Origin of the sequence: Agrobacterium leguminum, from assembly GCF_015704895.1 — a bacterium.
GTDB lineage: Bacteria > Pseudomonadota > Alphaproteobacteria > Rhizobiales > Rhizobiaceae > Agrobacterium > Agrobacterium leguminum.
In genome coordinates, this window is sequence record NZ_JADQWB010000013.1 from 30,984 (window position 1) to 53,878 (window position 22,895).

Consider the following 22,895-nt stretch of genomic DNA (forward strand, 5'->3'; position numbering starts at 1 on the left):
TGCGATGGCGAACGCTTTGGAAGCGGCCGGCATAACGAAGAATTTTGGCGCCGTGCGTGCGCTTTCCGACGGCAGGCTGACCGTCGGTCGCGGTGAAATTCACGCGCTTCTGGGCGCCAATGGCTGCGGCAAGAGCACGCTCTGCAAGATCGTTGCGGGTGCTGTTGCGCCGACCAGCGGCGCGATCAGGTTCAATGGCGAAGACGTGCGCTTCAAAAGCCCGCGGGACGCCGAAAATGCCGGTATTGCGCTGTTTTATCAGGAACTCAGCCTCGTTCCGCAGCTTTCGGTCGCCGATAATATCTTTCTCGGCCGCGAGCCGAAACGGGGCATCTTTGTCGACGGCAAGGCGCTGAAGGCCGAAGCGGCGAGACTGATCGCGCTGTTTGACGGCGTGGCTGGCGAAGGGCTGGAGCCGGATGCGATTGTCGGCAATCTGCCGCCCGATCAGCGCCAGCTCGTCGAAATCCTCAAGGTCTTCGCCCAGAATGCCAGCCTGATGATCATGGACGAGGCGACGGCGGCGCTCGATGGCCGTCAGTCCCAGCGCTTTTTCGAGATTCTCCGGGCCAAGAAGGCCGACGGTGTCTCCACCATCATGATTTCCCATCGTCTCGATGAGGTTTTCGCGGTCTGCGACCGCATCACCGTGATGCGCAACGGCGCGACGATTTCCGAACTCGATACGGCCGCCACCACCCGCGAGGCTGTCGTGCACGACATGGTCGGCGATGTTCGGGCCGCTCCTGCCCGTCAGAACGGGCGTTCGGCTGCTGCGCCGAGCCTGAAGCTGACGGATGTGGCGGGTGAGGGCGTTCGCGGTGTCTCTCTGGAAGCTTATCCGGGCGAAATCGTCGGTCTGGCCGGTCTGCAGGGTCAGGGCCAGTCGGCCTTGCTGAAGGGTCTTTTCGGCGCCAACCCATTCGCTGCCGGCCAAATCCGGTTTGAGGGTCGTGAAATCACCATCGGCAAGCCTTCGCAGGCGGTTCATAGTGGTTTTGCCTATGTATCCGGCGACCGCGGGCGTGACGCCTCCCTTCAGGGTCGGTCGATCTTCGAAAATCTCGTCGCGGCGCTGATGGTGCGCGAAAAGATGCGGCTGGTCCGTCCCGCGACGCTGAAGCCGCGCGTGCAGAAGGTCGCGGACGACATGAAGACGAAGTTTGCAGGCCTCGATATGCCGATCGGCACGCTTTCGGGCGGCAACCAGCAAAAGATCTTCATCTCCCGCTGGCTCGCAACCGCACCGAAACTGCTGCTGCTCGACGACCCGACCAAGGGCATCGATCTTGGCGCGAAGGCCGATCTCTTCGCCCTGATGCGCCAGCAGGCCGATGCCGGTGCGACCATCCTTCTTTATTCCTCGGAGGATGCGGAAATCCTCGAATATGCCGACCGCATTCTTGTGTTCAACGGTGGACGCATTTCTGCGGAACTGACCGGAGCCGACATGACATCCGTAAACATGACCCGCGCCGCTTATGGAGATGCCGCATGAGCGCCTCCGGTTTTCTGCGCAGGCAGCCATGGGTCATCACCCTCGTCGTACTGGCGCTTCTCATCGCCGTGAACACGTTCCTGCAACCCTCCTTCGTTCAGCCCTCCGTGCTGCAATCGAACCTGACGACGTTTCTGCCGCTGATCCTGGTCGCCATCGGCCAGACCTATGTCATTCTGGCGGGCGATATCGATCTGTCGGTCGGCAGCATCGTGGCGCTCGCCAATGTCGTCACCGTCAGTGTCATCGCAGCACTCGGCGGCACGACGGGCGCCGTCTTCGCCGGCATGGCGGCGGGTGCGGCGGTTGGGCTGCTCTGCGGACTGGTCAATGGCCTCTTCATCTCCGGCCTGCGCTTCCAGCCGATCGTCACCACCTTTGCCACCGGCATCATCTTTGCCGGGCTGGCGATCTGGGTGCTGCCGCAGGCGGGTCTTCCGGTGCCGGAGGCCTATTGGCAGACCTATTCCGGCAGCTTCATCGGTTTGCCCTTCGTGCTGTGGGTGCTCTTGGCCGGCATTGCCTTCACCCTCATCGTGTCGCGTATTCCGTTTCATACGCACCTGTTGGCCGTCGGCGGCAATCGCACCGGAGCCTTCCAGACGGGTCTGCGCCTCTCGGGCATCCGCATCGGCGCATATATGATCTCCGGTCTGTTCTCGGCGCTGGCGGCGCTGAGCCTGACGGGGGAGACGGCCTCGGGCGACCCTCTGCTGGGTGCAAGTCTGGCGCTCTCCTCCATCTCGGCCGTGGTTCTGGGCGGCACCGCACTTTCCGGCGGTTTCGGCAGCTCGACAGGGTCGATTGCCGGCGCGCTGGTGCTCGGCATGATCGGCAATGTGATTTTCTTTGCGGGCCTGCCCTTTGAGTACCAGACACTGGTGCAGGGTTTGATCGTGCTGACGGCGCTGGCCGGCGGCGTTCTGGTGACGAGGCGTTGATATGACCAATCCCGGCTTGCAAATCAAATCCATCGTCACCGATCCCCTGACCATCGCCATTGGTGCATCGGTCTTCCTGCTGCTGGTCGGCGAGTTGTTGTCGCCCGGCTTTGCGCAGGGTTCGCAGATCGTGCGGCTGCTGACGATTGCCGCCATTCTCGGCATCGTCGCGGCGGGGCAGAACCTCGTCATCCTCGGCGGGCGCGAAGGCATCGATCTTTCCGTCGGCGCGATGATCTCGCTCGGCGCCGTCCTTGCCGGCAATATGATGAACGGTCAGAATGCGGGCATTCCGCTCGCCATTCTCGTTGCGGGCGGCATTCCCTTCCTGATCGGCCTCATCAACGGCCTCGGCATTACCTTCGTGCGCATTCCGCCGTTGGTCATGACGCTTGGCATGACGGCGGTTATTCAGGGCGGGCTGGTCGTTTATTCGCAGGGTGTTCCGTCAGGCGCGGCAGCACCACTGCTGGCAGGTTTCATCAACCGGCCGCTCATCTTCGGCATTCCCGGCGTACTCTTCGTCTGGCTTGGCATCGCCGCGATCATGCTTTTCGTGCTGCGCCGCACCGCCTTCGGTTTCGCCATCTACGCCATCGGCTCGAACGAGCGGGCGGCGACGCTCACCGGATTGCCGGTCTCCCTGATCCGTACGCTGCTTTACGGGCTTTCCGGCCTGTTTGCCGGGCTGACCGGGGTGTGCGTGATCGGTTACACCGGCACCTCCTTCATCTCCGTCGGCGATCAATATGTGCTTCCGTCGATCATCGCTGTTGTCATCGGCGGCACCTCGCTTGCCGGCGGCGCGGGCGGATATGTCGGAACCATGGCCGGGGCGGTTGCGCTCACCATTCTGCAAAGCGTACTGATAACGCTCAACCTCGATGTATGGGCACGGCAGATCATATTCGGTGTCACGTTGCTAGCGCTGATGCTGCTTTATGGCCGCCAAAAGCAGTTGCGTGTGTGACAGATGAGCAAAGACCAAGGTTCGAATATCAGGGAAGTGGCAGCTCTCGCGGGCGTTTCCATCGCGACCGTATCGCGGGCGTTGCAGCAACCCGACAAGGTTCGCCCGGAAACCCGCAAGAAGGTTTTCGACGCCGTCCGGCAGGCCAACTTCGTTCCCAATGCGCAGGCGGCAAGCTTCCGCCGGCAATCCAACAACACCGTCATCCTTCTCGTTCGCGATATCGGCAACCCGTTTTATCTCGAAATCTACAAGGGCGTTGAGGAAGCGGCGGGCGAAGCGGGCTTCAAGGTGCTGATGGGCGATGCCCGCAACGACGAGAACCGCGTGGCGACCCATATCGACATGGTACGCCAGAAACATGCCGACGGCCTGATCCTGATGACCGGCCAGTTTCCCGCCGAGCTTCTCGAACAGGGCGACGCGCTGCCGCCGATCGTCATCGCGTCGGAAACGGTGCCCGGCCTCGCGTTGCCGACCGTCAAGGTGGACAACCGCGCCGCCTCCCAAAACGCCATGCGCCACCTCATCGAGGCGGGACATCAAAGGATCGTGCATCTGGCCGGTCCGGTCCCGGAAAGTCTGGCGCAGGAGCGTTTCGATGGTTATCGCGCGGCACTTGCCGAAGCCGGCATCGCTTATGCCGACGAACTGGTGGTGACGGGCGATTACAGCATTGAGGCCGGTCGTCAGGCAATTGGCAGCCTTCTCGAAGGCGGCATTGCCTTTACCGCAATCTTCGCCTCGAGCGACCAGATGGCGATTGGTGCGATCAGCGAATTGCGTGCGCGTGGCGTTTCGGTTCCGGCCGATGTCTCCGTCATCGGCTTCGACGATATCATTTTCGCCAATGCCTTCGAACCGCCGCTGACGACGGTGCGCCAGCCCCGGCAGGAAATGGGCCGCAGGGCCATGGCGCTGATGGTCGACCGGCTGAACGGAAAACGCACGGCTGAAACCATCGTGCTGGATACGGAACTGGTGGTGCGCGGCTCGGTCGCGCCCTGCCGCCCGCCGCATCGGTAGCGGCCAGACTATGAATGCAAGGAGTGTAAGGACATGAAGACGATCAAAGGCCCGGCGATTTTCCTCGCGCAATTTGTCGGGGACAAGGCCCCCTTCGACACGCTCGACAATCTCGGCCAATGGGCGGCTTCCCTCGGTTACAAGGGCATTCAGGTGCCGACCGATCCCAAGCTCTTCGATCTTGAGAAAGCCGCTGCATCCAAGACCTATTGCGACGATATCAAGGGCCGGCTTGCCGACATGGGTATCGAGATCACCGAGCTTTCGACCCATATTCAGGGCCAGCTCGTCGCCGTTCACCCGACCTATGACGAAATGTTCGACGGTTTTGCGCCTGCCGAACTGCGTGGAAAACCGCAGGCGCGGCAGGAATGGGCGGTCAACCAGCTGAAATATGCGGCGAAAGCCTCGCAGCATCTTGGCCTCAAGAGCCACGCGACTTTCTCCGGGGCGCTAGCCTGGCCCTTCGTTTACCCATGGCCGCAGCGCCCGGCCGGTCTTGTCGAAATGGCCTTTGCCGAACTCGGCAAGCGCTGGACACCTATCCTCGATGCCTTCGAGGAGAGCGGCGTCGATCTCTGCTACGAACTGCATCCGGGCGAAGATCTGCATGACGGCATCACTTTCGAGCGTTTCCTCGAGGCCACCGGCAATCACCCGCGCGCCAACATCCTCTACGATCCCTCCCACTTCGTCCTTCAGGCGATGGATTATCTCGATTTCATCGACATCTACCACGAGCGTATCCGCGCCTTTCACGTCAAGGATGCCGAGTTCAATCCGACCGGCCGTTCCGGCGTTTATGGCGGCTATCAAAGCTGGGTTGACCGGCCGGGACGTTTCCGCTCGCTCGGCGACGGGCATGTCGATTTCGGCGCGGTGTTTTCCAAGCTCACCCAATATGATTTCGACGGCTGGGCGGTGCTGGAATGGGAATGCGCGCTGAAGCATCCGGAAGACGGCGCTCGTGAGGGTGCGGGCTTCATTGAAAACCATATCATCCGCGTGACCGAGCGGGCCTTCGACGATTTCGCCAAAAGCGGTGTCGATGATGCCGCCAACCGCCGCCTTCTCGGTCTCTGAAAGGAACATCATGTCCTCCGCAACAGCAAAATTTAACAGCCGCCGTATCCGTCTCGGCATGGTCGGCGGTGGTCAGGGCGCCTTTATTGGTGCCGTGCATCGCATCGCGGCCCGGCTGGATGACCGCTATGAACTGGTGGCCGGCGCGCTTTCCTCCGATCCCGCACGCGCTAACGCTTCGGCAACCCTGCTCGGCATTGCACCCGAGCGTTCCTATGCCTCGTTCGAGGACATGGCGGCGGCTGAGGCTGGACGCGAGGACGGTATCGAGGCGGTCGCCATCGTCACGCCGAACCATTTGCATTTCGCCCCCTCCAAAGCCTTTCTCGAAGCCGGCATCCACGTCATCTGCGACAAGCCGGTTACCGCGACGCTGGAGGAAGCGAAGGCGCTGGCCGAGATCGTCAGGGCATCCGACAGCCTGTTCGTCCTGACGCATAATTACACCGGCTATGCGATGCTTCGGCAGATGCGCGAGATGATCGCTGATGGATCCATCGGCAAGCTGCGCCACGTTCAGGCCGAATATGCGCAGGACTGGCTGACCGAAGCCGTTGAAAAGACAGGCGCAAAGGGCGCGGAATGGCGCACGGACCCCAGCCGTTCAGGCGCAGGCGGCGCAATCGGCGACATCGGTACCCATGCCTTCAACGCCGCTGCCTTCGTCACGGGCGAAATCCCGACAAGCCTTTATGCCGATCTGACGTCGTTCGTTCCGGGCCGGCAGCTGGATGACAGCGCCAATATTCTGCTTCGTTATGCAAGCGGCGCAAAAGGCATGCTCTGGGCGAGCCAGATCGCGGTTGGCAATGAAAACGCGCTGTCGCTTAGGGTCTATGGCGATAAAGGCGGGCTTGAATGGCACCACCGCGTGCCGGACGAACTGTGGTTCACCCCCTATGGTGAACCGAAGCGGCTTATCACCCGCAACGGTGCGGGGGCAGGTGCTGCCGCCAACCGCGTCAGCCGCGTGCCATCCGGGCACCCGGAGGGATATCTCGAGGGTTTTGCGACGATTTACCGCGAAGCCGCAGATGCAATCATCGCAAAGAGGGAGGGAAAGACAGCCGCCGGGGAGGTGATTTACCCCGGCATAGAGGACGGCCTTGCGGGTCTCGCATTCATCGATGCGGCCGTCCGGTCCAGTCGGACCTCGTCCTGGGTAGGGATCGACATCTAGATCATCGCATATCGAGGACGGACGACGCAGGGCACAGGAGGCGGTGCCCGGCATGACCCGGCCAGACGGCCGGGAAAGGCGAGGGTACGCGTGTCGTCATATTGATCAAACGGAAAGGGAGTTACGCGTTTGAAAACGTTCAAGTCAAAATTCGCTGGCATGGCATTCGTCGTCGGACTGGCGGCCGGTTTCGCAAATCCGGGTTTTGCCGATGACAGCAAGGTGCTGCCGATCGCCGCGCAGATGTACACGCTGCGCAATTCCGGAACGCTGGAGGAGCAGCTTGCCATTCTCAACCGTGCAGGTGTTTCCGCCGTGGAAACGGTGGATATGCAGAAGGTCAGCGCCGGCGAACTGAACACGCTGCTGGAAAAGCACAAGATCAAGGTCATTTCCTCGCATGTGCCGATCGACAAGCTGCGCGGCAATCTCGATGAAGTCATCACCGAGCAGAAGGCCGTCGGCAACCCGGTCGTGACCGTGCCGTTCCTGAAGCCGGAAGACCGCCCGAAGGACGCCGCCGGCTGGACCGCCTTCGGCAAGGAGCTTGGCGGTTACGCGGACAAGCTTTCCGCGGCGGGCCTCTCCATGGCCTATCACAACCACGACTTTGAAATGGTCAAATTCGACGGCAAGACGGCGCTGGAACTGCTGCTCGACGCGGCAGGCCCGAAACTGCAGGCCGAAGTCGATGTCGCCTGGGTGGCGCGCAGCGGCAATGATCCGGCCGAATTCCTCGGCACCTTGAAGGGCAAGGTTTTTGCCATCCACGCCAAGGACAACGCACCGGCCGGCACGGCGGAAAACGAGCGCGGTTTTGCCACACTCGGCACCGGCGTTCTCGACTGGAAGACAATTCTGCCGGCGGCCAAACATGCCGGCGCAAAATGGTTCATCCTTGAGCACGATCTTCCGCTCGATGCCGAAGCGGTGGTGACCAAGGGCAACGCGTTCCTCAACGAACGCCTGCCGACCATTCAGTAAACACTGCCAGTAAAACCAGAACCGCTCCCCGGCGGCCGGTTTCGGCGGGGAGCATGAGGTTCGACAGACGCATGACCAGTTTCCGCCGCGTCGCGACGGGAAGCGCTTTGCCCTGTCGTTTTTTCCAAGCTCACATCGGAGGAGTTATCATGGCAAACAATCATTATGATGCGATTGTTGTCGGCTCGGGCATCAGTGGAGGCTGGGCCGCAAAGGAACTCACGCAAAAGGGCCTGAAGGTCCTGATGCTGGAGCGTGGCCGTAACATCGAGCACGTCACCGACTATCAGAATGCCGACAAGGAAGCCTGGGATTACCCCCATCGCAACCGCGCCACGCAGGAGATGAAGGCGAAATACCCCGTTCTCAGCCGCGATTACCTGCTGGAAGAGGCAACGCTCGGCATGTGGGCCGACGAGCAGGAAACGCCCTATGTCGAGGAAAAGCGCTTCGACTGGTTCCGTGGTTATCACGTCGGCGGTCGCTCGCTGCTCTGGGGCCGCCAGACCTATCGCTGGTCGCAGACCGATTTCGAGGCCAATGCGAAGGACGGCATCGCCGTCGACTGGCCCATCCGCTATGAGGATGTTTCTCCCTGGTATGATTATGTCGAACGTTTTGCCGGCATTTCCGGCAGCCGCGAGGGGCTGGATATTCTTCCCGATGGCGAATTCCTGCCGCCCATTCCGCTCAATTTCGTAGAGCAGGATGTGGCAAGCCGGCTGAAGAAGGCGTTCAAGGGCACGCGCCACCTCATCAATTCACGCTGCGCCAACATTACCCAGGAACTTCCCGATCAGGAGCGCACGCGCTGTCAATTCCGCAACAAGTGTCGGCTGGGCTGTCCCTTCGGCGGCTATTTCAGCACGCAGGCCTCGACCCTGCCTGCGGCGGTCGCCACCGGCAATCTCACCCTTCGGCCCTTCTCCATCGTCAAGGAAATCCTCTACGACAAGGACAAGAAGAAGGCGCGCGGTGTCGAGATCATCGATGCCGAAACCAACCTGACCTACGAATACACTGCCGACATCATCTTCCTCAATGCCTCGACGTTGAACTCGACCTGGGTGCTGATGAACTCGGCCACCGATGTATGGGAAGGCGGGCTTGGAAGCAGCTCCGGCGAACTCGGCCACAACGTGATGGACCACCATTTCCGCATGGGCGCCACCGGCCAGGTGGAAGGCTTCGAGGACTTCTACTTCAAGGGCCGCCGTCCGGCGGGCTTCTACATTCCGCGTTTCCGCAATACCGGCGACGACAAGCGCAAATATCTGCGCGGTTTCGGTTATCAGGGGTCTGCCAGCCGTTCGCGCTGGGAGCGGGAGATCGCCGAACTCAATATCGGCGCTGACTACAAGGAGGCCTTGACCGAGCCGGGCGGCTGGACCATCGGCATGACCGCCTTCGGCGAAATGCTGCCCTATCACGACAACCGCGTGAAGCTCGATCATGACAAGAAGGACAAATGGGGCCTGCCGGTCCTCTCCATGAATGTCGAGATGAAGCAGAACGAACTCGACATGCGCGAAGACATGGTCAATGACGCCGTCGAGATGTTCGAGGCGGTCGGCATCAAGAATGTCAAACCCTCGCGGGGCAGCTATGCGCCGGGCATGGGCATTCACGAAATGGGAACTGCCCGCATGGGGCGCGACCCGAAAACCTCCGTCCTCAACGGCAACAACCAGGTCTGGGATGCGCAGAACGTCTTCGTGACTGACGGCGCCTGCATGACTTCGGCCTCCTGCGTCAACCCGTCTTTGACCTACATGGCGCTGACGGCGCGTGCCGCCGATTTTGCCGTTTCCGAACGCAAGAAGGGGAACCTGTGATGAACAGACGCGAACTGCTGAAACTGATAGCCATTGCCACCGGCCTTCCGCTGATCGGCGCGGATGTTCTGACGGCTGCGGAAAACGCCGCCAAGCCCGCCGGCGCTGCCCACGTCTTCACCCCGGAGGAAATCCGCTTTCTGGATGAGGTGGCGGAAACCATCATTCCCCGCACCTCCACGCCGGGGGCGAAGGATGCCGAAGTGGGTGCATTCATGGCCGTCTATGCGGCCGATTGTTATACCGACGAGCAGCGGACACTTTTCCTTTCGGCGATTTCCGACGTCGAGAAGCGCAGTCAGGCCGAACACAAAAAGCCCTTTCTGGAGCTGACGACGGAACAGCGGCAGGCGCTGCTTGCCGCGCTGGACAAGCAGGCCAAGGCGGAACAGACGCCGGCAAAGCCGCACGCCTTCACGCTGGTCAAGCAGTTGACGCTGCTCGGCTTCTTCACCTCGAAGATCGGCGCCACGGAAGTTCTCGTCTACGACGAGATTCCCGGCGGTTTCGAAGACCGCGTTCCCTACAAGAAGGGCACGCCGGCCTGGGGCACGACCTGAAGAGAGAACTGTTGGCCCGTCCGCATTTGCGGGCGGGCCACGCTCAAGCGGCAAGACAAGGATTATACGATGCGCAATATAACAATCATCGCGGCGGCAATGTTTGCCGCAAGCGCCATTCCCGCTCTTTCGGAGGGCGATGTTGCCAAGGGGGAGGCGGTGTTCAAGCGCTGTTCCGCCTGCCACGCCATCGGCGAGGGCGCGAAAAACAGGGTCGGCCCGCAGCTTAACGGCATCATCGGCCGTGCAGCAGGCGGCGTGCCTGACTATACTTATTCGGCTGCGATGAAAAAAGCGGGCGAGGACGGTCTCGTCTGGACGCCGGAAGAATTGCGGGATTTCCTGAGCGCGCCCAAAAAGAAAATACCCGGCAACAAGATGGCGCTGGCCGGCATCAGCAAGCCGGAAGATCTGGACAATCTCATCGCCTATATCGAAAGCGCCGCTTCGAAGCCCGCTGAGTGAGAGCAGCGCGGTTACGCGGTGGAAGCAAAGCTCCTGGCGAAGGTGAGGCGCATGGCGGCAGGCGCCTACACGCTACACCTGGCTCACTTCGCCTTCCGCCAGCTGGGCGAGGCCCGGCAGATTGCAGACCAGAAGCTTCTGCCGCCCGCCCTGCACCAGCCCCTTGCTCTCCCAACTGCTGAGGATGCGGGAAACGGTGTGCAGTGTCGTGCCGGTCATTTCGGCTATATCCTGTCGCGAGATCGGAAAGTCGATGCGGATACCGTCCAGCTCCTTGCGGCCCGCCTGTTGGGAGAGGCGCAGCACGGCGTGGGCTACCCGGCGCTCCACTTCCTGCGTCGACATTTCGCGGATGCGTGTATGGGCTTCCTCGAGACGCTGGCCGATGGTCTGCATGGCGGAGACGGCGAGATGCGGGTTCTGTTCGACGAATTGCGGCCAGAGGTCCGTCTGCCAGGAGAGTATCACGCTTTCGGCAGCCGTCGTGGCGGTGCCGGGATAATCCGACCGTTGCAGCGCCCGGGCAAAACCGAAGAGATCGCCGGGATGCACCACCCGCACGATGATCTGCTGGCCGTCATGGGTCACCTGCGTCACCTTCAGGCGGCCGTGAATGAGTAGGAAGAAATGCGTGGCCGGCTGGCCCTGCTCGAAAATGGCTTCGCCCGGCGGCACCAGCCGGGATGTGGCGTGGGTCAGCAGCCCGTCCAGCTCATCGTCGGCCATCTTGGCAAACAAGGCCAGCGACCGGATGACGCTTCGGTCAATCTTCACTTGCACCCTCTCCGGTGATTGGCCGCCGCCCTGATTCCCGCAATGGGCACCCCGGGTGTCGGCCTCTTCTGTATCCTCACAATACAGCACTATCACGGGCTGAAGAAGATCAAATGATATGAATCAACCAATTGTTTTTATTGACGATTATCAAGAAGACGGAGCGGCTGCGCCAAGCTTTTCGAGAAGCGGCGCATACCAGCGCGTATCCCTCACCAGCCGGAACCCCAGATTGTCCGGCGGCACGCCGACGGCGCAGCCGCCGCTTTTCGGGTTTTTGACGAAGGCGCTCATCGCCGCCCGGTGTTTTCCCGAAGCGACGGGAATGCCGCAGGAGGCGACGGTATCGACTACATCGCCATCCTTGCCGAGCGTCACACGGTGGCTGCAGCTGGAGGTCCATTCCCAGACATTGCCGCCGAAATCGGTAAGGCCATATTCGTTTTCACCGAAGCTGCCATAAGATTGCGGAACGGGATTGCCCGACGCCTTGCGGCTGGTCTGCCGCTCGTAATCCGCCAGCCAGCGCAAAGCGGGGTTTTCGCTATCCGCAGCCACGCCGAGCGTCTCATCCGGGAAAAGCGACCCGGCGGCAAAAGCAAGTTCGGCATCACTCGGCAGGCGCCAGACAGCGCCTGTCCGTTCGCTCAGCCACGCCGCATAAGCGCGGGCGTCATCCTGGCTGATGCCGGTTGCCGGTATCGCGCCGTCGACGGGGGCGGCAAAGCCGGGTTCCGGCTGCTGACAGCTGCCTTCGGCCACACAGCGCGCATAATCCGCGCTCGATACCTGATATTTCATGATCGTCAGATTTTGCCGCATCGTCACGTCGATCATCGGGCCATCGACGGCATAACCATTGCGGAAATATTCGCCCTCCGCCCGGTAGGTGAAATGTCCGGCGGGCACTGTGACGACCTGCGGAGCGATTATGGCGGCGCGTGGATCGGCGCCGCTGCGGATGATCCCGGACTGAAAACCGATGGCCGTTGCCAGCAGCGCGGCAAGCGAGAGCGGCAAAAGAAGCGAGACGGCATTTGGGAAATGGCTGTTGCCGGGAATGCCCATGGGAACCTGCCTGCGTCAAGAAGACGCCAAAGTTCGGACCTGCTTTCAGGCCGCATAGCAGAAGGGGGAGCGTGCCGCGACCGCTGGCGGCGGCGCGCTCCGGTTTGCGTCAGATGCTCGAGGGGGCGAGCACGGCCTGCATCAGGTTGTTGTTCCACTCACCCGTCACCTTGAAGTGAGCGGCTGCACCCAGCTCGAAGGCTTCGATGAGGTTGTGGTTGACATAAGCGTAGATGCCGGGCTGCTCGAAGGTGTAGAAGGCAGCGCCTGCCGTGCCGCCGGGAATGAACCAGGTTTCCTGGTCGAGATCCGGCGGGTTGCGGAACTTGCCCGTCGCCCAGACATAATCGCCATGGCCACCGATGAGGTGCGGGCGGGTATCACGGTTCGCCTGCGAATGAACGATCAGCACCTTCTCGCCCACGGCGGCCTGAAGGGCGTGTTCCCCCGTCAGGGCGCCGACTGCGCCGTTGAAGACGATGTGGCTCGGCGTCAGCTTGCGCATCACCTCCAGCGTGTCGGCCATGGCGTCGCCGGCGCTTTCATATTTCTTGAAATTGCCGTTCTCGTCGCGGGGAACGTAGAAGTCCTGCTCGCCGACATAATAGACCTTGTCATAAACAAGCTCCTTGCCGTGGCCGTCCATCAGGCCCTCACGCGGCAGCACCATGATCGCGCCGTTCATGCCCGAGGTAACGTGCCACGGCACCATGCCGGGAGGTGCGCAGTGATAGACGAAGACGCCGGCCTTGGTGGCCTTGAAGCGCAGGATTGCCTTTTCACCGGGGTTGACGATGGTGAGCCCGCCGCCGCCGAGCGCGCCGGTGGCCGAGTGGAAATCGATATTGTGCTGCAGTTCGTTGCTATCAGGGTTGATGAGGGTCAGTTCGACATAGTCGTCCTGATGCACCACCATCAAGGGGCCGGGAACCGAGCCGTTGAAGGTCATGGCGTGGACCTCGGTGCCCTTGTCGTCGAGGATCATCTTCTGCTCTTTGATCGTCAGCGTGAACTCGACGATCTTCGGTCCGCCTTCGGCTTTCTGCGTGTGGGCGTGCACGAAGGGCGGCTTGACGAGATCAACCTTTACGCGAGGAAGCGCTGCAATCTCCGCGCTCGTCAATGGCTTTGCCGCAGCCTTCTTTTCCTCCGTCGCGCTCGCTGCCGATGGCATGATGACGGGAGCTATAGCCCCTGCAAATGCTGCGCCTGCGAGAATATTACGCCGTGTGATGTGGAAGGTTTCCGTCATCATTTTTCTCCTATCCCTCTTGGGGCAGAGCATGTTTCGCTCTGTCACAGCATTTGTAGCGGAGGGGCGGAAATACAATTTGAGATGGAGCAAACTTCGCTTTCGGCGCCCTGCGACATTTTGGCAGGCGGCTGAAGGCTGCTGTGGAAGCGTCGCACCGCCTCTTTGCCTGTTCGCAAAGAAGTCGGACGGGCTTGCGTCTAGACATATGTCAAGACCAAGCAAGGAGCATCATAATGAGTGGCAGCCAAACCGTTCTCACCGAAGGGCGCAGCCGGCCAAAGGGCGGCATTCCAAGAGGGCTGGCGCGCACCGGCCCGGTTATCTTTTCGTACGGCTTCCGGCCGTTTTTCCTCGGCGGCGCGCTCTGGGCCATCGTGGCGATGGTGTTGTGGATCGCAGCCCTTTCCGGCTTCATCGACCTTGGCGGGGATTACGGCGCACCGAACTGGCATGCCCATGAGATGCTGTTCGGTTTCGCTTCGGCGGTGCTGGCCGGTTTTCTTTTGACGGCCGTGCCGAACTGGACGGGACGACTGCCGGTATCGGGCAAACCGCTGGTCTGGCTGTTTGCGCTCTGGTGCGCGGGCCGGCTTTTGCTGCTTGTGCCGGACACGGTGGGCGTGGTCACCGCCGCAGCCGTGGACGGGCTTTTCCTGCCGGCGCTTCTGGCGATCTGCGCGCGCGAGGTCATTGCCGGGCGCAAATGGAAGGACCTCAAGGTGCTGGGTGGGCTGCTGGCGCTTTCGGTCGCCAACATCGTATTCCATGTGGCGGCGATAGAAGGCGATCATAGCCAGATCGCGACCCGCCTTGCGGTCTCGGCCTATACGGTTCTTGTCATCATCGTCGGTGGCCGCATCGTGCCGAGTTTTACTCGCAACTGGCTGAACCGGTTCGGCCGCACGGATTTTCCCGTCCCCTACAACGGCTTCGATACAGCCGCTATCCTGACTGGCATCGCGGCGCTGGCCGTCTGGACAATAGAGCCCGAGAGCATGGTGGTCGTGCCCACAGCACTTCTGGCGGCATTCATGCACGCCGTGCGTCTCATTCGCTGGCGCGGCTGGACGACATGGCCGGAGCAGGTGCTGGTGGTGCTGCATGTGGCCTATGCCTTCATTCCCGTCGGTTTCATCACCATAGCGCTGGCGGCGCTTGACGTGATGGACACGCGCTCCGTCCTGCATGTCTTCACCGTCGGCGTCATCGCCTGCATGATGCTTGCGGTGATGACGAGAGCGAGCCTTGGCCATACCGGACGCAAGCTCGCGGCCAGCAGGGTCACCATCGCCGCTTATGTGGCGCTGATCGCTTGTGCGCTGCTGAGACCGGCAGCCGAGTTCTTCCCCGGTGCGATGATGCATCTTTATGCCTGCTCGGCGATCCTCTGGATCGTGGGCTTCGGTCTCTTTTGCATCGAATATGGGCCGATTCTGATGCGGGAACGCAAACCGTTGAAAGCATAGGCGGCTTTCATTGCCACACCGCCAAAACGAAACGCCCCGGAAGCAATTTCCGGGGCGTTTCGTTATCTGGGATACCCGATGGTTTAATGTGCGCCCGCACCGGCGCGGATAAATATACGAAACGCCGTGCGCGCCTCGTCGAAATTGCCGGCCCATTGGTGGCCCCGGGCCAGAAGCTCGGGGTAAAGAAAGGTCGGCTCCTGCGGCATCAGCACGAAGATCACGGCGCCGGGCGGAAGACGGTCGAGTGCTGTAAGCGTACGGCTCGCCTGACCCTCGGCTGCCTCGTCGCTGAGATCGAGATAAATGACCGGATCGGGCCATATCTGCGGCTCCTCGGCATTGCCCGCAAGCGCCGGCGAAACGGAAATCTGTTCGGTCTCAGTGGATTGCGGCGTAAACAGCACTTCCCAGTCGCCGCCGCCGATTTCCCTCACCTGATGGTCGAAACCGCGCTCCGCCATCACCTTGAACAGCGGAACGGGCCGGAAGGTGGCGTATAATCGCAGCGCCTCACCGGGAGCAAGCCCGGCCACAGCTTCCATGATGGCCGGAAAGGGCTCGCCGCCGCTCAGTAAAAGCGGCCGGACATCGAGTTCCCTGATCATTTCCGTCATTGCATCACCTCATCTGTCGGCTGGCGGCGGCAGGGGCCGTCCGCCAGAGGTCTTTTCACCATGCCGCTGGCGCTGAGGTCAATGCTCGGAACCGCAGCAGCATTCGCAGCCGGACATATCCTCATCGGAACCTTCGGCCTGTTCTTCAAGCCGGCCGATATCGAGACGCCAGACTTCCGGACCCTGTTCGAGATATTCCCAGCCGAATTCACCGGGGAAATTGGTGGCGAGCTGGTAAAGCAGCGGACGGGGATCGTGATCGCTGGTGATCTGCAGCGATTGCCCTTGAGCCAATGCGCCGAGCGCACCGAAAATGCGCGGGTGGCGTTCGCGATGCGGAATGATACGCACATCGATATTGGTTGCGGATTGGGCTTCGGACATAAGCTGGCTCCACGGCCGCGGATGACACTATGTCCGGCGGTGCGGCCGGCCGGCGGACCGGAAAAACCTATCCGCCGTGCCGTTGGGAGACATTGTCGCCGCGCAAACAAACCTGAGATTCGTCAGGTCCGTCTGCGCGACAATCAGCCGGCAAGGCTGCGATAGATTGCCGGCAGCGCCGATGGCAGCTTGGCGATCCTGCTGACGATGGCATAACCGTTCTGGCCGAACATGGCCGGAATATAGGATTGCGCCTTGCTGTCGACCGTTACGCCGAAAACGCTGACGCCCGAACGCCTGGCTTCGGAAACCGCGCGGCGGCTGTCCTCGATGGCGAAGCGGCCTTCGTAGTGATCCACATCGTTCGGCTTGCCGTCCGTCAGCAGCAGAAGTAGCTTGCGGCGTTCCGGCCTCTCGTGCAGCTTGGCGCTGGCGTGGCGGATGGCGGGGCCGATGCGGGTGTAGAAACCGGGCTTCAGCGCCGCGATGCGACGCTCGACAGCGTGGCCTATCGGCTCATCGAAATCCTTCACCGTCTCCACCCGCACCCAGGAACGGCGGCGGGAGGTGAAGGTCAGGATGGAGTGACTGTCACCGCAGGCGGAAAGCCCGTGGGCAAGCACCAGCAGCGCTTCCTTCTCCACATCGAGAACCCGGCGATTGTCGAACCAGGCATCGGTCGATAGGGACACGTCGACGAGGATCGTTACGGCGAGATCGTGCGCCTGCGGGCGGCTGGCCATATGAATGCGGTCGCTGCCCTGTCCGCCGGCGGCAATATCGCTTCTGGCGCGAACCACCGCGTCAAGATCGAGATCGTTGCCGTCAAGCTGGGCGCGCAGCATTTCGTGGCGTGGCCGCAGCACCTCGAATTGCCGCCTGACCCGGCGGATAAGGCTTTTGGTGTCCGGGTCGGGTTCCGGTGCCGTTTCGGCATCCTTCGCCGGTCCGGCGATCACCCGGCAATGATGGGCGAGATAGGTGCCGTTGCGATAGTCCCATTCCGGATAGGTCAGTTCCGCCGTCAGCTGCGTATGGTTCAGCACTTCAGGCGGCAGGTCGAGATCGAAGCGGAAACGGGTGGAAGGCCGTCCCTTCCTTTCACCCAGCGTCATGTCATCCAGCTCGTCGGCCGCACTGCCGTCGGCATCGTCGCTGTCGTCGCCCGGCCGGTCGACATTGACCATCTCCGCCATGGCGAGGATTTTTTCGAAACGGTTGAGGATGAAGGGGCTGCGTTCCGTCTGCCGGTTCTCCGCCTTTTCGCGCACGGCGATATGACGGACGGTCTCCGCCCCCTGCAGCGCGGCGCTCGCGGCCGGCTGGTCCTCGCTTTGCCGGGCTTCGGAGGTTTCGCGCAGCAGCGTGTCTGGCCACAGCGGCACCGGCAGCATCGGCAGGTAGCGTGGCGGTGCTTTTTCCGGAAGACCGGCGGGCGGCGGATAGCCTTCGATCCCTGCCGCATCGGCCAGCATGGAAAGCACCCGTTGTTCTACCTGCTGTTCCGCCTGCGGCAACGGCCGCTTCTGCCGCACCGCCAGCATGGCGGCGCATAGCCGGCGATAACGGGCCTTCATGCCGGGAAAAGCATGGGTTACGGCCTCTGCCAGTTCTACGGCGCGGTCGAGCCGGGCAAGATCGTTGCGCAGCGGGTCAGGTGCCGTGATCGGTTCAAGCGGCATCATCGCCATGGCGGCGGCGAGCCAGAGATAAAGGTCGCGGTTGAGGTGGCGGTCGGGAAACAGATCGAGCACCGGCGGCAGCATCAGCGTGGCGTGATCGCGGCCGGGCTGGGCGAGCTTTTCTTCACCAAGGCCCATGCGCTGGCGCAGCCTCAGCCGGTGGCTGGAAGTGCGGGCGCGGGCCGGGGCGATCTGCACCGCATGTTCACCGCCAAAACCGCGGAAACAGATGGCCAGTACAGCCTGCATATCCTCCAGCTTCACGGCATGATCCGGGAAGCGCAGCCATGTGCCGGTTTCGCCGATCAGCCTGTGCCAGGCGCGGCCGACGGTTTCTTCCAGTTCCAGAAAGTCCAGCATGGTTTATCCTCATGGCATCGGGCCGGAATGCGCGGGGCCGCGCAATCCGGTGTGGATATCAAAGCGCGCTATCGGATGATCGCATCCGCCACTTCATGCAGCGCGGATTTCACATCCGGCTCGTCGGTCAGCGGTTCGATCATCGCCGCGCGCACGGCCTGGCGGGCGGGAAGGCCGGTATCGATGAGGCTGGCGCAATAAACGAGCAGGCGGGTGGAAACGCCTTCTTCCAGATCGTGGCCCTTCAGGCCGCGCAGGCGGTGGGCAAGATCGACGAGCGGCTCCACATCGCGCGCATCCAGCCCGCTTTCATGCGAAACGACAGCGATTTCCTGCTCCTTGGGCAGAAAGTCGAATTCAATGGCGACGAAGCGCTGGCGGGTGCTGGGTTTCAGGCTCTTTAAAAGGTTCTGGTAGCCGGGATTGTAGGACACGACGAGCATGAAGCCGGAGGGCGCTTCCAGAACCTCGCCGGTGCGCTCCAGCGGCAGGATACGGCGGTCGTCGGTGAGCGGATGCAGCACGACGGCCACATCCTTGCGCGCTTCCACAATCTCATCGAGGTAACATATGCCGCCCTGCCGCACGGATCGCGTCAGCGGGCCGTCCATCCACACGGTTTCGCCGCCTTTCAGCAGGTAACGGCCGGTCAGATCAGCGGCAGCAAGATCGTCGTGGCACGAAACGGTGGAAAGCGGCAGGCCGAGTTTCGCCGCCATATGGCTGACGAAACGGGTCTTGCCGCAACCTGTCGGGCCTTTCAGCAGAAGCGGCAATTGCCGCACCCAGGCGCTTTCGAACAGCGTGCATTCATTGCCGAGCGGTGTGTAAAAAGGTGCGTCCGGCAAAGGCTGCGGCGCGGGGCGGAAAATCGTATTCATGGTCATCTCCATGGTTGATGGTAAGGACCGGCTCTCCGGGGGAAAAGGAGGGCCGGTCCGTTTCTCATTCGGCGGGCTGCACGAGGCGGGCGACGTCACCCTGTTTCTGCTTGCCCGGCACCAGGACTGCCCAGATGAACATGATTGCCGAAATGAGAACTGCGAAACCGGAGCCGAGGCGGATCCAGTAGAAGATCGCCAGCTGGTCCTGCACATCCATGAAGCTTTCGCCCATGACGCGCTGAAGCTGGATCTGCACCACGCCGGCAAAGGTCAGCGCGAAGGTCATCACCGACATGGCCGTGCACATGACCCAGAAGCTCGTCATCGAAAGCCACTGGTTGTAGGGCGCGCGTTTCTTCATTTCCGGCACGGCATAGGCCATCATGGCAAGGTTCAGCATTACATAGGCGCCGAAGAAGGCGAGGTGGCCGTGGGCGGCGGTGAGCTGCGTGCCGTGGCTGTAATAGTTCACCGAAGACAGCGTGTGCAGGAAGCCCCAGACGCCGGCGCCGAAGAAGGCCATGACCGAGCAGCCGATCGACCAGAGCAGCGCTGCGCGGTTCTCATGCTTGCGGCCGGCTTTCCAGGTCATGACGAAGGTGAAGATGACCATGGTGAAGAAGGGGGCCACTTCCAGCGTCGAGAACAGCGAGCCGATCCACTGCCAGTAACCCGGCGCGCCGATCCAGTAATAGTGGTGGCCGGTGCCGAGGATGCCCGAGAAAAGCGCAAGGCCGACGATGACATAGAGCCATTTTTCCACCACTTCGCGGTCGATGCCGTTGAGCTTGATCATCAGGAAGGCGAGGATCGAGGCCATGATCAGTTCCCACACGCCTTCCACCCAAAGATGGATAACGTACCACCAGTACATCTTGTCGAGCGCGAGGTTCATGGGATTGTAGAAGGCGAAGAGGAAGAAGATCGCCAGACCCCAGAGACCGAAGAGCAGGATGTTGATGACGGTGGTCTTGCGGCCCTTCAGCGCCGTCATGGTGATGTTGAACAGGAACATCAGGACAACGAGGACGATGCCGACTTTGATGGCGAAGGGCTGCTCGAGGAATTCGCGGCCTTCATGGATGCGGAACATATAACCGACCACGGCGACGGCGGCGGCCACCAGGAAGATCCAGAACTGCGCGATGGCGAGCTTGGGGCTGTAAAGCTCCGTTTCCGTTTCTTCCGGTAGAAGATAGAAGGTCGAGCCCATGAAGCCCATCAGCAGCCATACCACAAGGGCGTTGGTGTGGATCATGCGCACGATGTTGAAGGGCAGAAGCTCGGAAAGCGTATTGGGCAGCACGTAGATCGTCGCGGCGACGACGCCGAACAGGATCTGCGCCACGAACAGCCCGATTGCGCCGTAAAAATACAGCATGGCGACTTTTTGCGTCTGGTATTTCATCTCGTCATCTCCTTGCCGTCAACCTCAACCCGCATCGTTCGGCGGCCAGTTCTGCGTCTTGATCCGGCTCGTCCATTCGAGGAAGTCGACGAGATCATCGAGTTCCTGTTCGGTGAGATTGAACTGCGGCATCTGGCGCCGGCCCTCGATGCCGGTGGGCTGGGCGGCCATCCACGCCTTGATGGAATCGCGCGCCGTCTCCTTGTCTTCCACACCGCCATAGCGCTTCCAGACATTGCCGAGTTCGGGTGCGAAATAGGCGCCTTCGCCGAGCAGCGTGTGACAGTTGATGCAGGAGTTTTTCTCCCACACGTGCTTGCCGCGCGCGACGCTTTCGGTCAGCGTGCTTTCATCCGTCGAGGTGGTGCGCATGTAATAATGGCTATGGGCCGTCAGCCCGACGAATATGGCGAAGAAGAAGATGGAGCCGCCGTAAAAGACGTTTCGCGCTCCTGTTTTGGTCAGGCGTTCTGCCATGCCAATGGTCCTTTCCATCCGGAAGACCGCTTATGCGGACTGGCTTGATCGAACCCTCTTGCCGGGATTTACCGGCAGGCTTCGGGTCTCACCCCCTTCTAGTCGTTGGCCGCCGGCGTTCTTTGCCATTTGGCAAACAAGTGGAGAGGTGGTGTGGTCCGCCTCTTCAGAGCGACAAAATGCCCTGCAGGAACGCCCGTAACAGGGCTGCGGCGGTAAAGATGGCCGGCCATGCCAGAAGCGCTGTGCGCAGCAGGCCACGCTCTTCGCGAAAGCCGAGAAAATCGTCGATGACGCGTCTGGATTTCAGGAGCGCGAAAAGCAGCATCAGGCAGGCGGCGGCGACCGGCGGCAGAAGCGCCGCTTTCCACGATGTCACGACGACCGTACCGGCGAGAACGAGAATGGCGAGTGCTGCAAAACTTCTTGCAAGCTGGCGGGAGGTGCGGTGGATCATGATGTCAAACCAGATAGATAACGGGGAAAATGACGATCCAGACGAGATCGATCACATGCCACAGCGTCGTCACCAGCGTGACGTTCTCGTTTTTCGGGAAGACTGCGACGAGAAACAGCAGCACGGCCACGAAGACGACATGCAGCAGGTGGAAGCCGGTGAGCAGGAAATAAAGCTCGAAGAACGCGCCATAGGCGGGATCGGAGGCGAAGGCGATTTCGGTGGAATATTCATGGAGTTTTACGCCGACGAAAAAGAAGCCCAGCAGACCGGCAAGCACGAGCGCCCGCCTTTTGCCCGGCAGCGCGGTGTGACAGCTGGCCGCGACGGCCGCCTGCCAGCCGCTCGCCAGCAAAATCAAAGTGTTGAAGCCGGCAAGCTGCGGCTGCAAATGCTGACGCGCGGCAGCGAATGCATCGGGATTGAGGGCGAAGGCAATGATGAAAGCGCCGGTCAGCGCGCCGAAGGCGGCAAGCTCGCTCCAGACCAGAATCCAAAGGAGCACGTTTCCGCTTTCCTCTTCCGTATTTGTCGCCATGGCCTTGTCCGTAATTGTAAAACAGCAAGCCACGCTTAGGCGTCCTCAAACCCCGCTTCTTTGCGGTCGGTCAAAGAAGGGAGCGCGCAAAGTCCTATTGTCATGACAAAGCGCAACTCTCAAAAATGGAGCTTCCCATGAACGACGCACAGGTCGGGCTGATTGTCGCAACCCCCGTTATCATTGGCTTTGCGGTGCTGTTGTACCGTATGGGAGTGCTGCAGCGCATGGGCGCGGTTTCCGCCGTGCTTGCCTCCGTGGCCATTGCTTCGGTGCTGTTCCTGAACCAGTGAGAAGACAGTCGCATGCTTGAACTTGTCGCCGCTTTTTCGCTTTTCGTGGCGCTGCATTCCATTCCCGCCGTACCTGCCGTGCGCGGCCGGCTGATCGCGGCCATCGGCAGGCCTGCCTATTTCGGGGCCTATTCCGTCGTCTCGCTTCTGACGCTGGGCTGGGTATTTTATGCCGCGCTGTCGGTCGATTATATTCCGCTCTGGGATGTCGCGCCCTGGCAGGCGCATGTCACCTTTCTCGCTGCCCCAATTGGCCTGTTTTTCGTGCTGGCTGGCCTCCTCAGCGTCAATCCGCTCTCCATTTCCGTGCGGCAGGGGCAGGAGCCGGGGGCCATTGTCCGCATCACCCGCCATCCGGTGCTTATCGGTTTCCTGTTCTGGTCGCTTGGCCATGTCGTGCCGAATGGCGACCTGCGCTCCGTCATCCTGTTCGGCGGCTTTGCACTGTTTTCGATGGGCGGAATGGCCATGACCGAGAAACGCGCCCGGAAAAGGCTGGGGAATGCGTGGAACTTGGCGGCTGCCGGAAGCACTACGATTCCCTTCGCGGCGGCTCTCACAGGCAAAACCCGCATCGCCGTCGATGGGCCGATGCTGCTCGCCGCGGCGCTGACGGGGTTGACGGTGTGGTGGCTGCTGGCCGGCGGCCATGCCATGCTCTTCGGCGCGGACCCCATGGCCTATCTCTGA

At 61.5% G+C, this 22,895-nt stretch carries 24 protein-coding genes; 13 read left to right on the forward strand and 11 right to left on the reverse strand.

The genetic code is table 11. The features are described 5' to 3' along the window. Positions 1 to 4 precede the first annotated feature (4 nt). The 10 genes from I3J13_RS18045 (at position 5) to I3J13_RS18090 (ending at position 10,542) form a co-directional block, all read left to right on the forward strand. Positions 5 to 1,498 carry a sugar ABC transporter ATP-binding protein gene (locus I3J13_RS18045; RefSeq protein ID WP_196379655.1) on the forward strand — a complete coding sequence of 498 codons (1,494 nt, stop codon included), beginning with the start codon at positions 5 to 7 and terminating at the stop codon, positions 1,496 to 1,498. Further along, a complete protein-coding gene (locus I3J13_RS18050) occupies positions 1,495 to 2,439 on the forward strand; it encodes an ABC transporter permease (protein ID WP_196379656.1) in 945 nt (314 codons plus the stop codon). Before I3J13_RS18045 ends, I3J13_RS18050 begins: the two co-directional genes overlap by 4 nt. A 1-nt stretch (position 2,440) precedes the next feature. After that, positions 2,441 to 3,409: an ABC transporter permease gene (locus I3J13_RS18055; RefSeq protein WP_137087700.1), complete on the forward strand. Its 969-nt coding sequence runs from the start codon at positions 2,441 to 2,443 to the stop codon at positions 3,407 to 3,409. A 3-nt stretch (positions 3,410 to 3,412) separates the two neighbouring features. Continuing rightward, a complete protein-coding gene (locus I3J13_RS18060; RefSeq protein ID WP_196379657.1) occupies positions 3,413 to 4,435 on the forward strand; it encodes a LacI family DNA-binding transcriptional regulator in 1,023 nt (340 codons plus the stop codon). A 33-nt stretch (positions 4,436 to 4,468) separates the two neighbouring features. After that, on the forward strand, positions 4,469 to 5,518 hold the full coding sequence (locus I3J13_RS18065; RefSeq protein WP_196379658.1) for a sugar phosphate isomerase/epimerase family protein: 1,050 nt from the start codon (positions 4,469 to 4,471) through the stop codon (positions 5,516 to 5,518). 10 nt (positions 5,519 to 5,528) lie between these two features. Continuing rightward, positions 5,529 to 6,698 (forward strand): Gfo/Idh/MocA family protein, encoded by a 1,170-nt coding sequence (locus I3J13_RS18070; RefSeq protein ID WP_196379659.1) that lies wholly within the window; start codon positions 5,529 to 5,531, stop codon positions 6,696 to 6,698. Between the two features lie 129 nt (positions 6,699 to 6,827). Further along, positions 6,828 to 7,682: a TIM barrel protein gene (locus I3J13_RS18075; protein ID WP_196379660.1), complete on the forward strand. Its 855-nt coding sequence runs from the start codon at positions 6,828 to 6,830 to the stop codon at positions 7,680 to 7,682. A 149-nt stretch (positions 7,683 to 7,831) separates the two neighbouring features. After that, positions 7,832 to 9,517: a GMC oxidoreductase gene (locus I3J13_RS18080; RefSeq protein ID WP_059760993.1), complete on the forward strand. Its 1,686-nt coding sequence runs from the start codon at positions 7,832 to 7,834 to the stop codon at positions 9,515 to 9,517. Then, a complete protein-coding gene (locus I3J13_RS18085; RefSeq protein ID WP_196379661.1) occupies positions 9,517 to 10,077 on the forward strand; it encodes a gluconate 2-dehydrogenase subunit 3 family protein in 561 nt (186 codons plus the stop codon). Before I3J13_RS18080 ends, I3J13_RS18085 begins: the two co-directional genes overlap by 1 nt. 69 nt (positions 10,078 to 10,146) lie before the next feature. Further along, entirely contained in the window at positions 10,147 to 10,542 is a 396-nt protein-coding gene (locus I3J13_RS18090) for a c-type cytochrome (protein ID WP_196379662.1), read from the forward strand. A 72-nt stretch (positions 10,543 to 10,614) separates the two neighbouring features. Here the strand turns inward: I3J13_RS18090 and I3J13_RS18095 are convergent, their stop codons facing one another. The 3 genes from I3J13_RS18095 to nirK form a co-directional block, all read right to left on the reverse strand. After that, positions 10,615 to 11,316 carry a Crp/Fnr family transcriptional regulator gene (locus I3J13_RS18095; RefSeq protein WP_078053290.1) on the reverse strand — a complete coding sequence of 234 codons (702 nt, stop codon included), beginning with the start codon at positions 11,314 to 11,316 and terminating at the stop codon, positions 10,615 to 10,617. 150 nt (positions 11,317 to 11,466) lie between these two features. Then, positions 11,467 to 12,384 carry an SUMF1/EgtB/PvdO family nonheme iron enzyme gene (locus I3J13_RS18100; RefSeq protein ID WP_196379663.1) on the reverse strand — a complete coding sequence of 306 codons (918 nt, stop codon included), beginning with the start codon at positions 12,382 to 12,384 and terminating at the stop codon, positions 11,467 to 11,469. Between the two features lie 109 nt (positions 12,385 to 12,493). Then, positions 12,494 to 13,636: a copper-containing nitrite reductase gene (gene nirK / locus I3J13_RS18105; RefSeq protein WP_196379664.1), complete on the reverse strand. Its 1,143-nt coding sequence runs from the start codon at positions 13,634 to 13,636 to the stop codon at positions 12,494 to 12,496. A gap of 236 nt (positions 13,637 to 13,872) precedes the next feature. Between nirK and I3J13_RS18110 the strand changes: the two genes are divergently transcribed. Then, positions 13,873 to 15,105: an NnrS family protein gene (locus tag I3J13_RS18110; protein WP_196379665.1), complete on the forward strand. Its 1,233-nt coding sequence runs from the start codon at positions 13,873 to 13,875 to the stop codon at positions 15,103 to 15,105. 83 nt (positions 15,106 to 15,188) lie between these two features. Here the strand turns inward: I3J13_RS18110 and I3J13_RS18115 are convergent, their stop codons facing one another. The 8 genes from I3J13_RS18115 to I3J13_RS18150 form a co-directional block, all read right to left on the reverse strand. Then, complete coding sequence (locus I3J13_RS18115) at positions 15,189 to 15,722, reverse strand: DUF2249 domain-containing protein (RefSeq protein ID WP_196379666.1); 534 nt, start codon at positions 15,720 to 15,722, stop codon at positions 15,189 to 15,191. Between the two features lie 78 nt (positions 15,723 to 15,800). Further along, positions 15,801 to 16,106, reverse strand: coding sequence for a DUF2249 domain-containing protein (locus I3J13_RS18120; RefSeq protein ID WP_196379667.1), 306 nt, complete (start codon positions 16,104 to 16,106; stop codon positions 15,801 to 15,803). A gap of 143 nt (positions 16,107 to 16,249) precedes the next feature. Further along, positions 16,250 to 18,148 (reverse strand): nitric oxide reductase activation protein NorD, encoded by a 1,899-nt coding sequence (locus I3J13_RS18125; protein ID WP_196379668.1) that lies wholly within the window; start codon positions 18,146 to 18,148, stop codon positions 16,250 to 16,252. A gap of 68 nt (positions 18,149 to 18,216) precedes the next feature. After that, positions 18,217 to 19,029, reverse strand: coding sequence for a CbbQ/NirQ/NorQ/GpvN family protein (locus tag I3J13_RS18130; RefSeq protein ID WP_196379669.1), 813 nt, complete (start codon positions 19,027 to 19,029; stop codon positions 18,217 to 18,219). 64 nt (positions 19,030 to 19,093) lie between these two features. After that, on the reverse strand, positions 19,094 to 20,440 hold the full coding sequence (locus I3J13_RS18135; protein ID WP_020811069.1) for a nitric-oxide reductase large subunit: 1,347 nt from the start codon (positions 20,438 to 20,440) through the stop codon (positions 19,094 to 19,096). 24 nt (positions 20,441 to 20,464) lie between these two features. After that, complete coding sequence (locus tag I3J13_RS18140; protein ID WP_046800955.1) at positions 20,465 to 20,917, reverse strand: c-type cytochrome; 453 nt, start codon at positions 20,915 to 20,917, stop codon at positions 20,465 to 20,467. 166 nt (positions 20,918 to 21,083) lie between these two features. Beyond that, positions 21,084 to 21,374 carry a cytochrome C oxidase subunit IV family protein gene (locus tag I3J13_RS18145; RefSeq protein WP_196379670.1) on the reverse strand — a complete coding sequence of 97 codons (291 nt, stop codon included), beginning with the start codon at positions 21,372 to 21,374 and terminating at the stop codon, positions 21,084 to 21,086. A gap of 4 nt (positions 21,375 to 21,378) precedes the next feature. Beyond that, positions 21,379 to 21,912 carry a cytochrome c oxidase subunit 3 gene (locus I3J13_RS18150; RefSeq protein WP_196379671.1) on the reverse strand — a complete coding sequence of 178 codons (534 nt, stop codon included), beginning with the start codon at positions 21,910 to 21,912 and terminating at the stop codon, positions 21,379 to 21,381. 137 nt (positions 21,913 to 22,049) lie between these two features. Here I3J13_RS18150 and I3J13_RS18155 point away from each other — a divergent pair, with 137 nt between their 5' ends. Together I3J13_RS18155 and I3J13_RS18160 are read left to right on the forward strand one after the other, a co-directional pair. Then, positions 22,050 to 22,205: a hypothetical protein gene (locus I3J13_RS18155; RefSeq protein WP_003504656.1), complete on the forward strand. Its 156-nt coding sequence runs from the start codon at positions 22,050 to 22,052 to the stop codon at positions 22,203 to 22,205. A gap of 12 nt (positions 22,206 to 22,217) precedes the next feature. Beyond that, a complete protein-coding gene (locus I3J13_RS18160) occupies positions 22,218 to 22,895 on the forward strand; it encodes an NnrU family protein (RefSeq protein WP_196379672.1) in 678 nt (225 codons plus the stop codon).

Coding starts and splice junctions, on each gene's coding strand:
- I3J13_RS18045 (WP_196379655.1), top strand. CDS start 5: ATGGCGAACGCTTTGGAAGCGGCCGGCATAACGAAGAATTTTGGCGCC.
- I3J13_RS18050 (WP_196379656.1), top strand. CDS start 1,495: ATGAGCGCCTCCGGTTTTCTGCGCAGGCAGCCATGGGTCATCACCCTC.
- I3J13_RS18055 (WP_137087700.1), top strand. CDS start 2,441: ATGACCAATCCCGGCTTGCAAATCAAATCCATCGTCACCGATCCCCTG.
- I3J13_RS18060 (WP_196379657.1), top strand. CDS start 3,413: ATGAGCAAAGACCAAGGTTCGAATATCAGGGAAGTGGCAGCTCTCGCG.
- I3J13_RS18065 (WP_196379658.1), top strand. CDS start 4,469: ATGAAGACGATCAAAGGCCCGGCGATTTTCCTCGCGCAATTTGTCGGG.
- I3J13_RS18070 (WP_196379659.1), top strand. CDS start 5,529: ATGTCCTCCGCAACAGCAAAATTTAACAGCCGCCGTATCCGTCTCGGC.
- I3J13_RS18080 (WP_059760993.1), top strand. CDS start 7,832: ATGGCAAACAATCATTATGATGCGATTGTTGTCGGCTCGGGCATCAGT.
- I3J13_RS18085 (WP_196379661.1), top strand. CDS start 9,517: ATGAACAGACGCGAACTGCTGAAACTGATAGCCATTGCCACCGGCCTT.
- I3J13_RS18090 (WP_196379662.1), top strand. CDS start 10,147: ATGCGCAATATAACAATCATCGCGGCGGCAATGTTTGCCGCAAGCGCC.
- I3J13_RS18100 (WP_196379663.1), bottom strand. CDS start 12,384: ATGGGCATTCCCGGCAACAGCCATTTCCCAAATGCCGTCTCGCTTCTT.
- nirK (WP_196379664.1), bottom strand. CDS start 13,636: ATGACGGAAACCTTCCACATCACACGGCGTAATATTCTCGCAGGCGCA.
- I3J13_RS18110 (WP_196379665.1), top strand. CDS start 13,873: ATGAGTGGCAGCCAAACCGTTCTCACCGAAGGGCGCAGCCGGCCAAAG.
- I3J13_RS18115 (WP_196379666.1), bottom strand. CDS start 15,722: ATGACGGAAATGATCAGGGAACTCGATGTCCGGCCGCTTTTACTGAGC.
- I3J13_RS18120 (WP_196379667.1), bottom strand. CDS start 16,106: ATGTCCGAAGCCCAATCCGCAACCAATATCGATGTGCGTATCATTCCG.
- I3J13_RS18125 (WP_196379668.1), bottom strand. CDS start 18,148: ATGCTGGACTTTCTGGAACTGGAAGAAACCGTCGGCCGCGCCTGGCAC.
- I3J13_RS18130 (WP_196379669.1), bottom strand. CDS start 19,029: ATGAATACGATTTTCCGCCCCGCGCCGCAGCCTTTGCCGGACGCACCT.
- I3J13_RS18135 (WP_020811069.1), bottom strand. CDS start 20,440: ATGAAATACCAGACGCAAAAAGTCGCCATGCTGTATTTTTACGGCGCA.
- I3J13_RS18140 (WP_046800955.1), bottom strand. CDS start 20,917: ATGGCAGAACGCCTGACCAAAACAGGAGCGCGAAACGTCTTTTACGGC.
- I3J13_RS18145 (WP_196379670.1), bottom strand. CDS start 21,374: ATGATCCACCGCACCTCCCGCCAGCTTGCAAGAAGTTTTGCAGCACTC.
- I3J13_RS18150 (WP_196379671.1), bottom strand. CDS start 21,912: ATGGCGACAAATACGGAAGAGGAAAGCGGAAACGTGCTCCTTTGGATT.
- I3J13_RS18155 (WP_003504656.1), top strand. CDS start 22,050: ATGAACGACGCACAGGTCGGGCTGATTGTCGCAACCCCCGTTATCATT.
- I3J13_RS18160 (WP_196379672.1), top strand. CDS start 22,218: ATGCTTGAACTTGTCGCCGCTTTTTCGCTTTTCGTGGCGCTGCATTCC.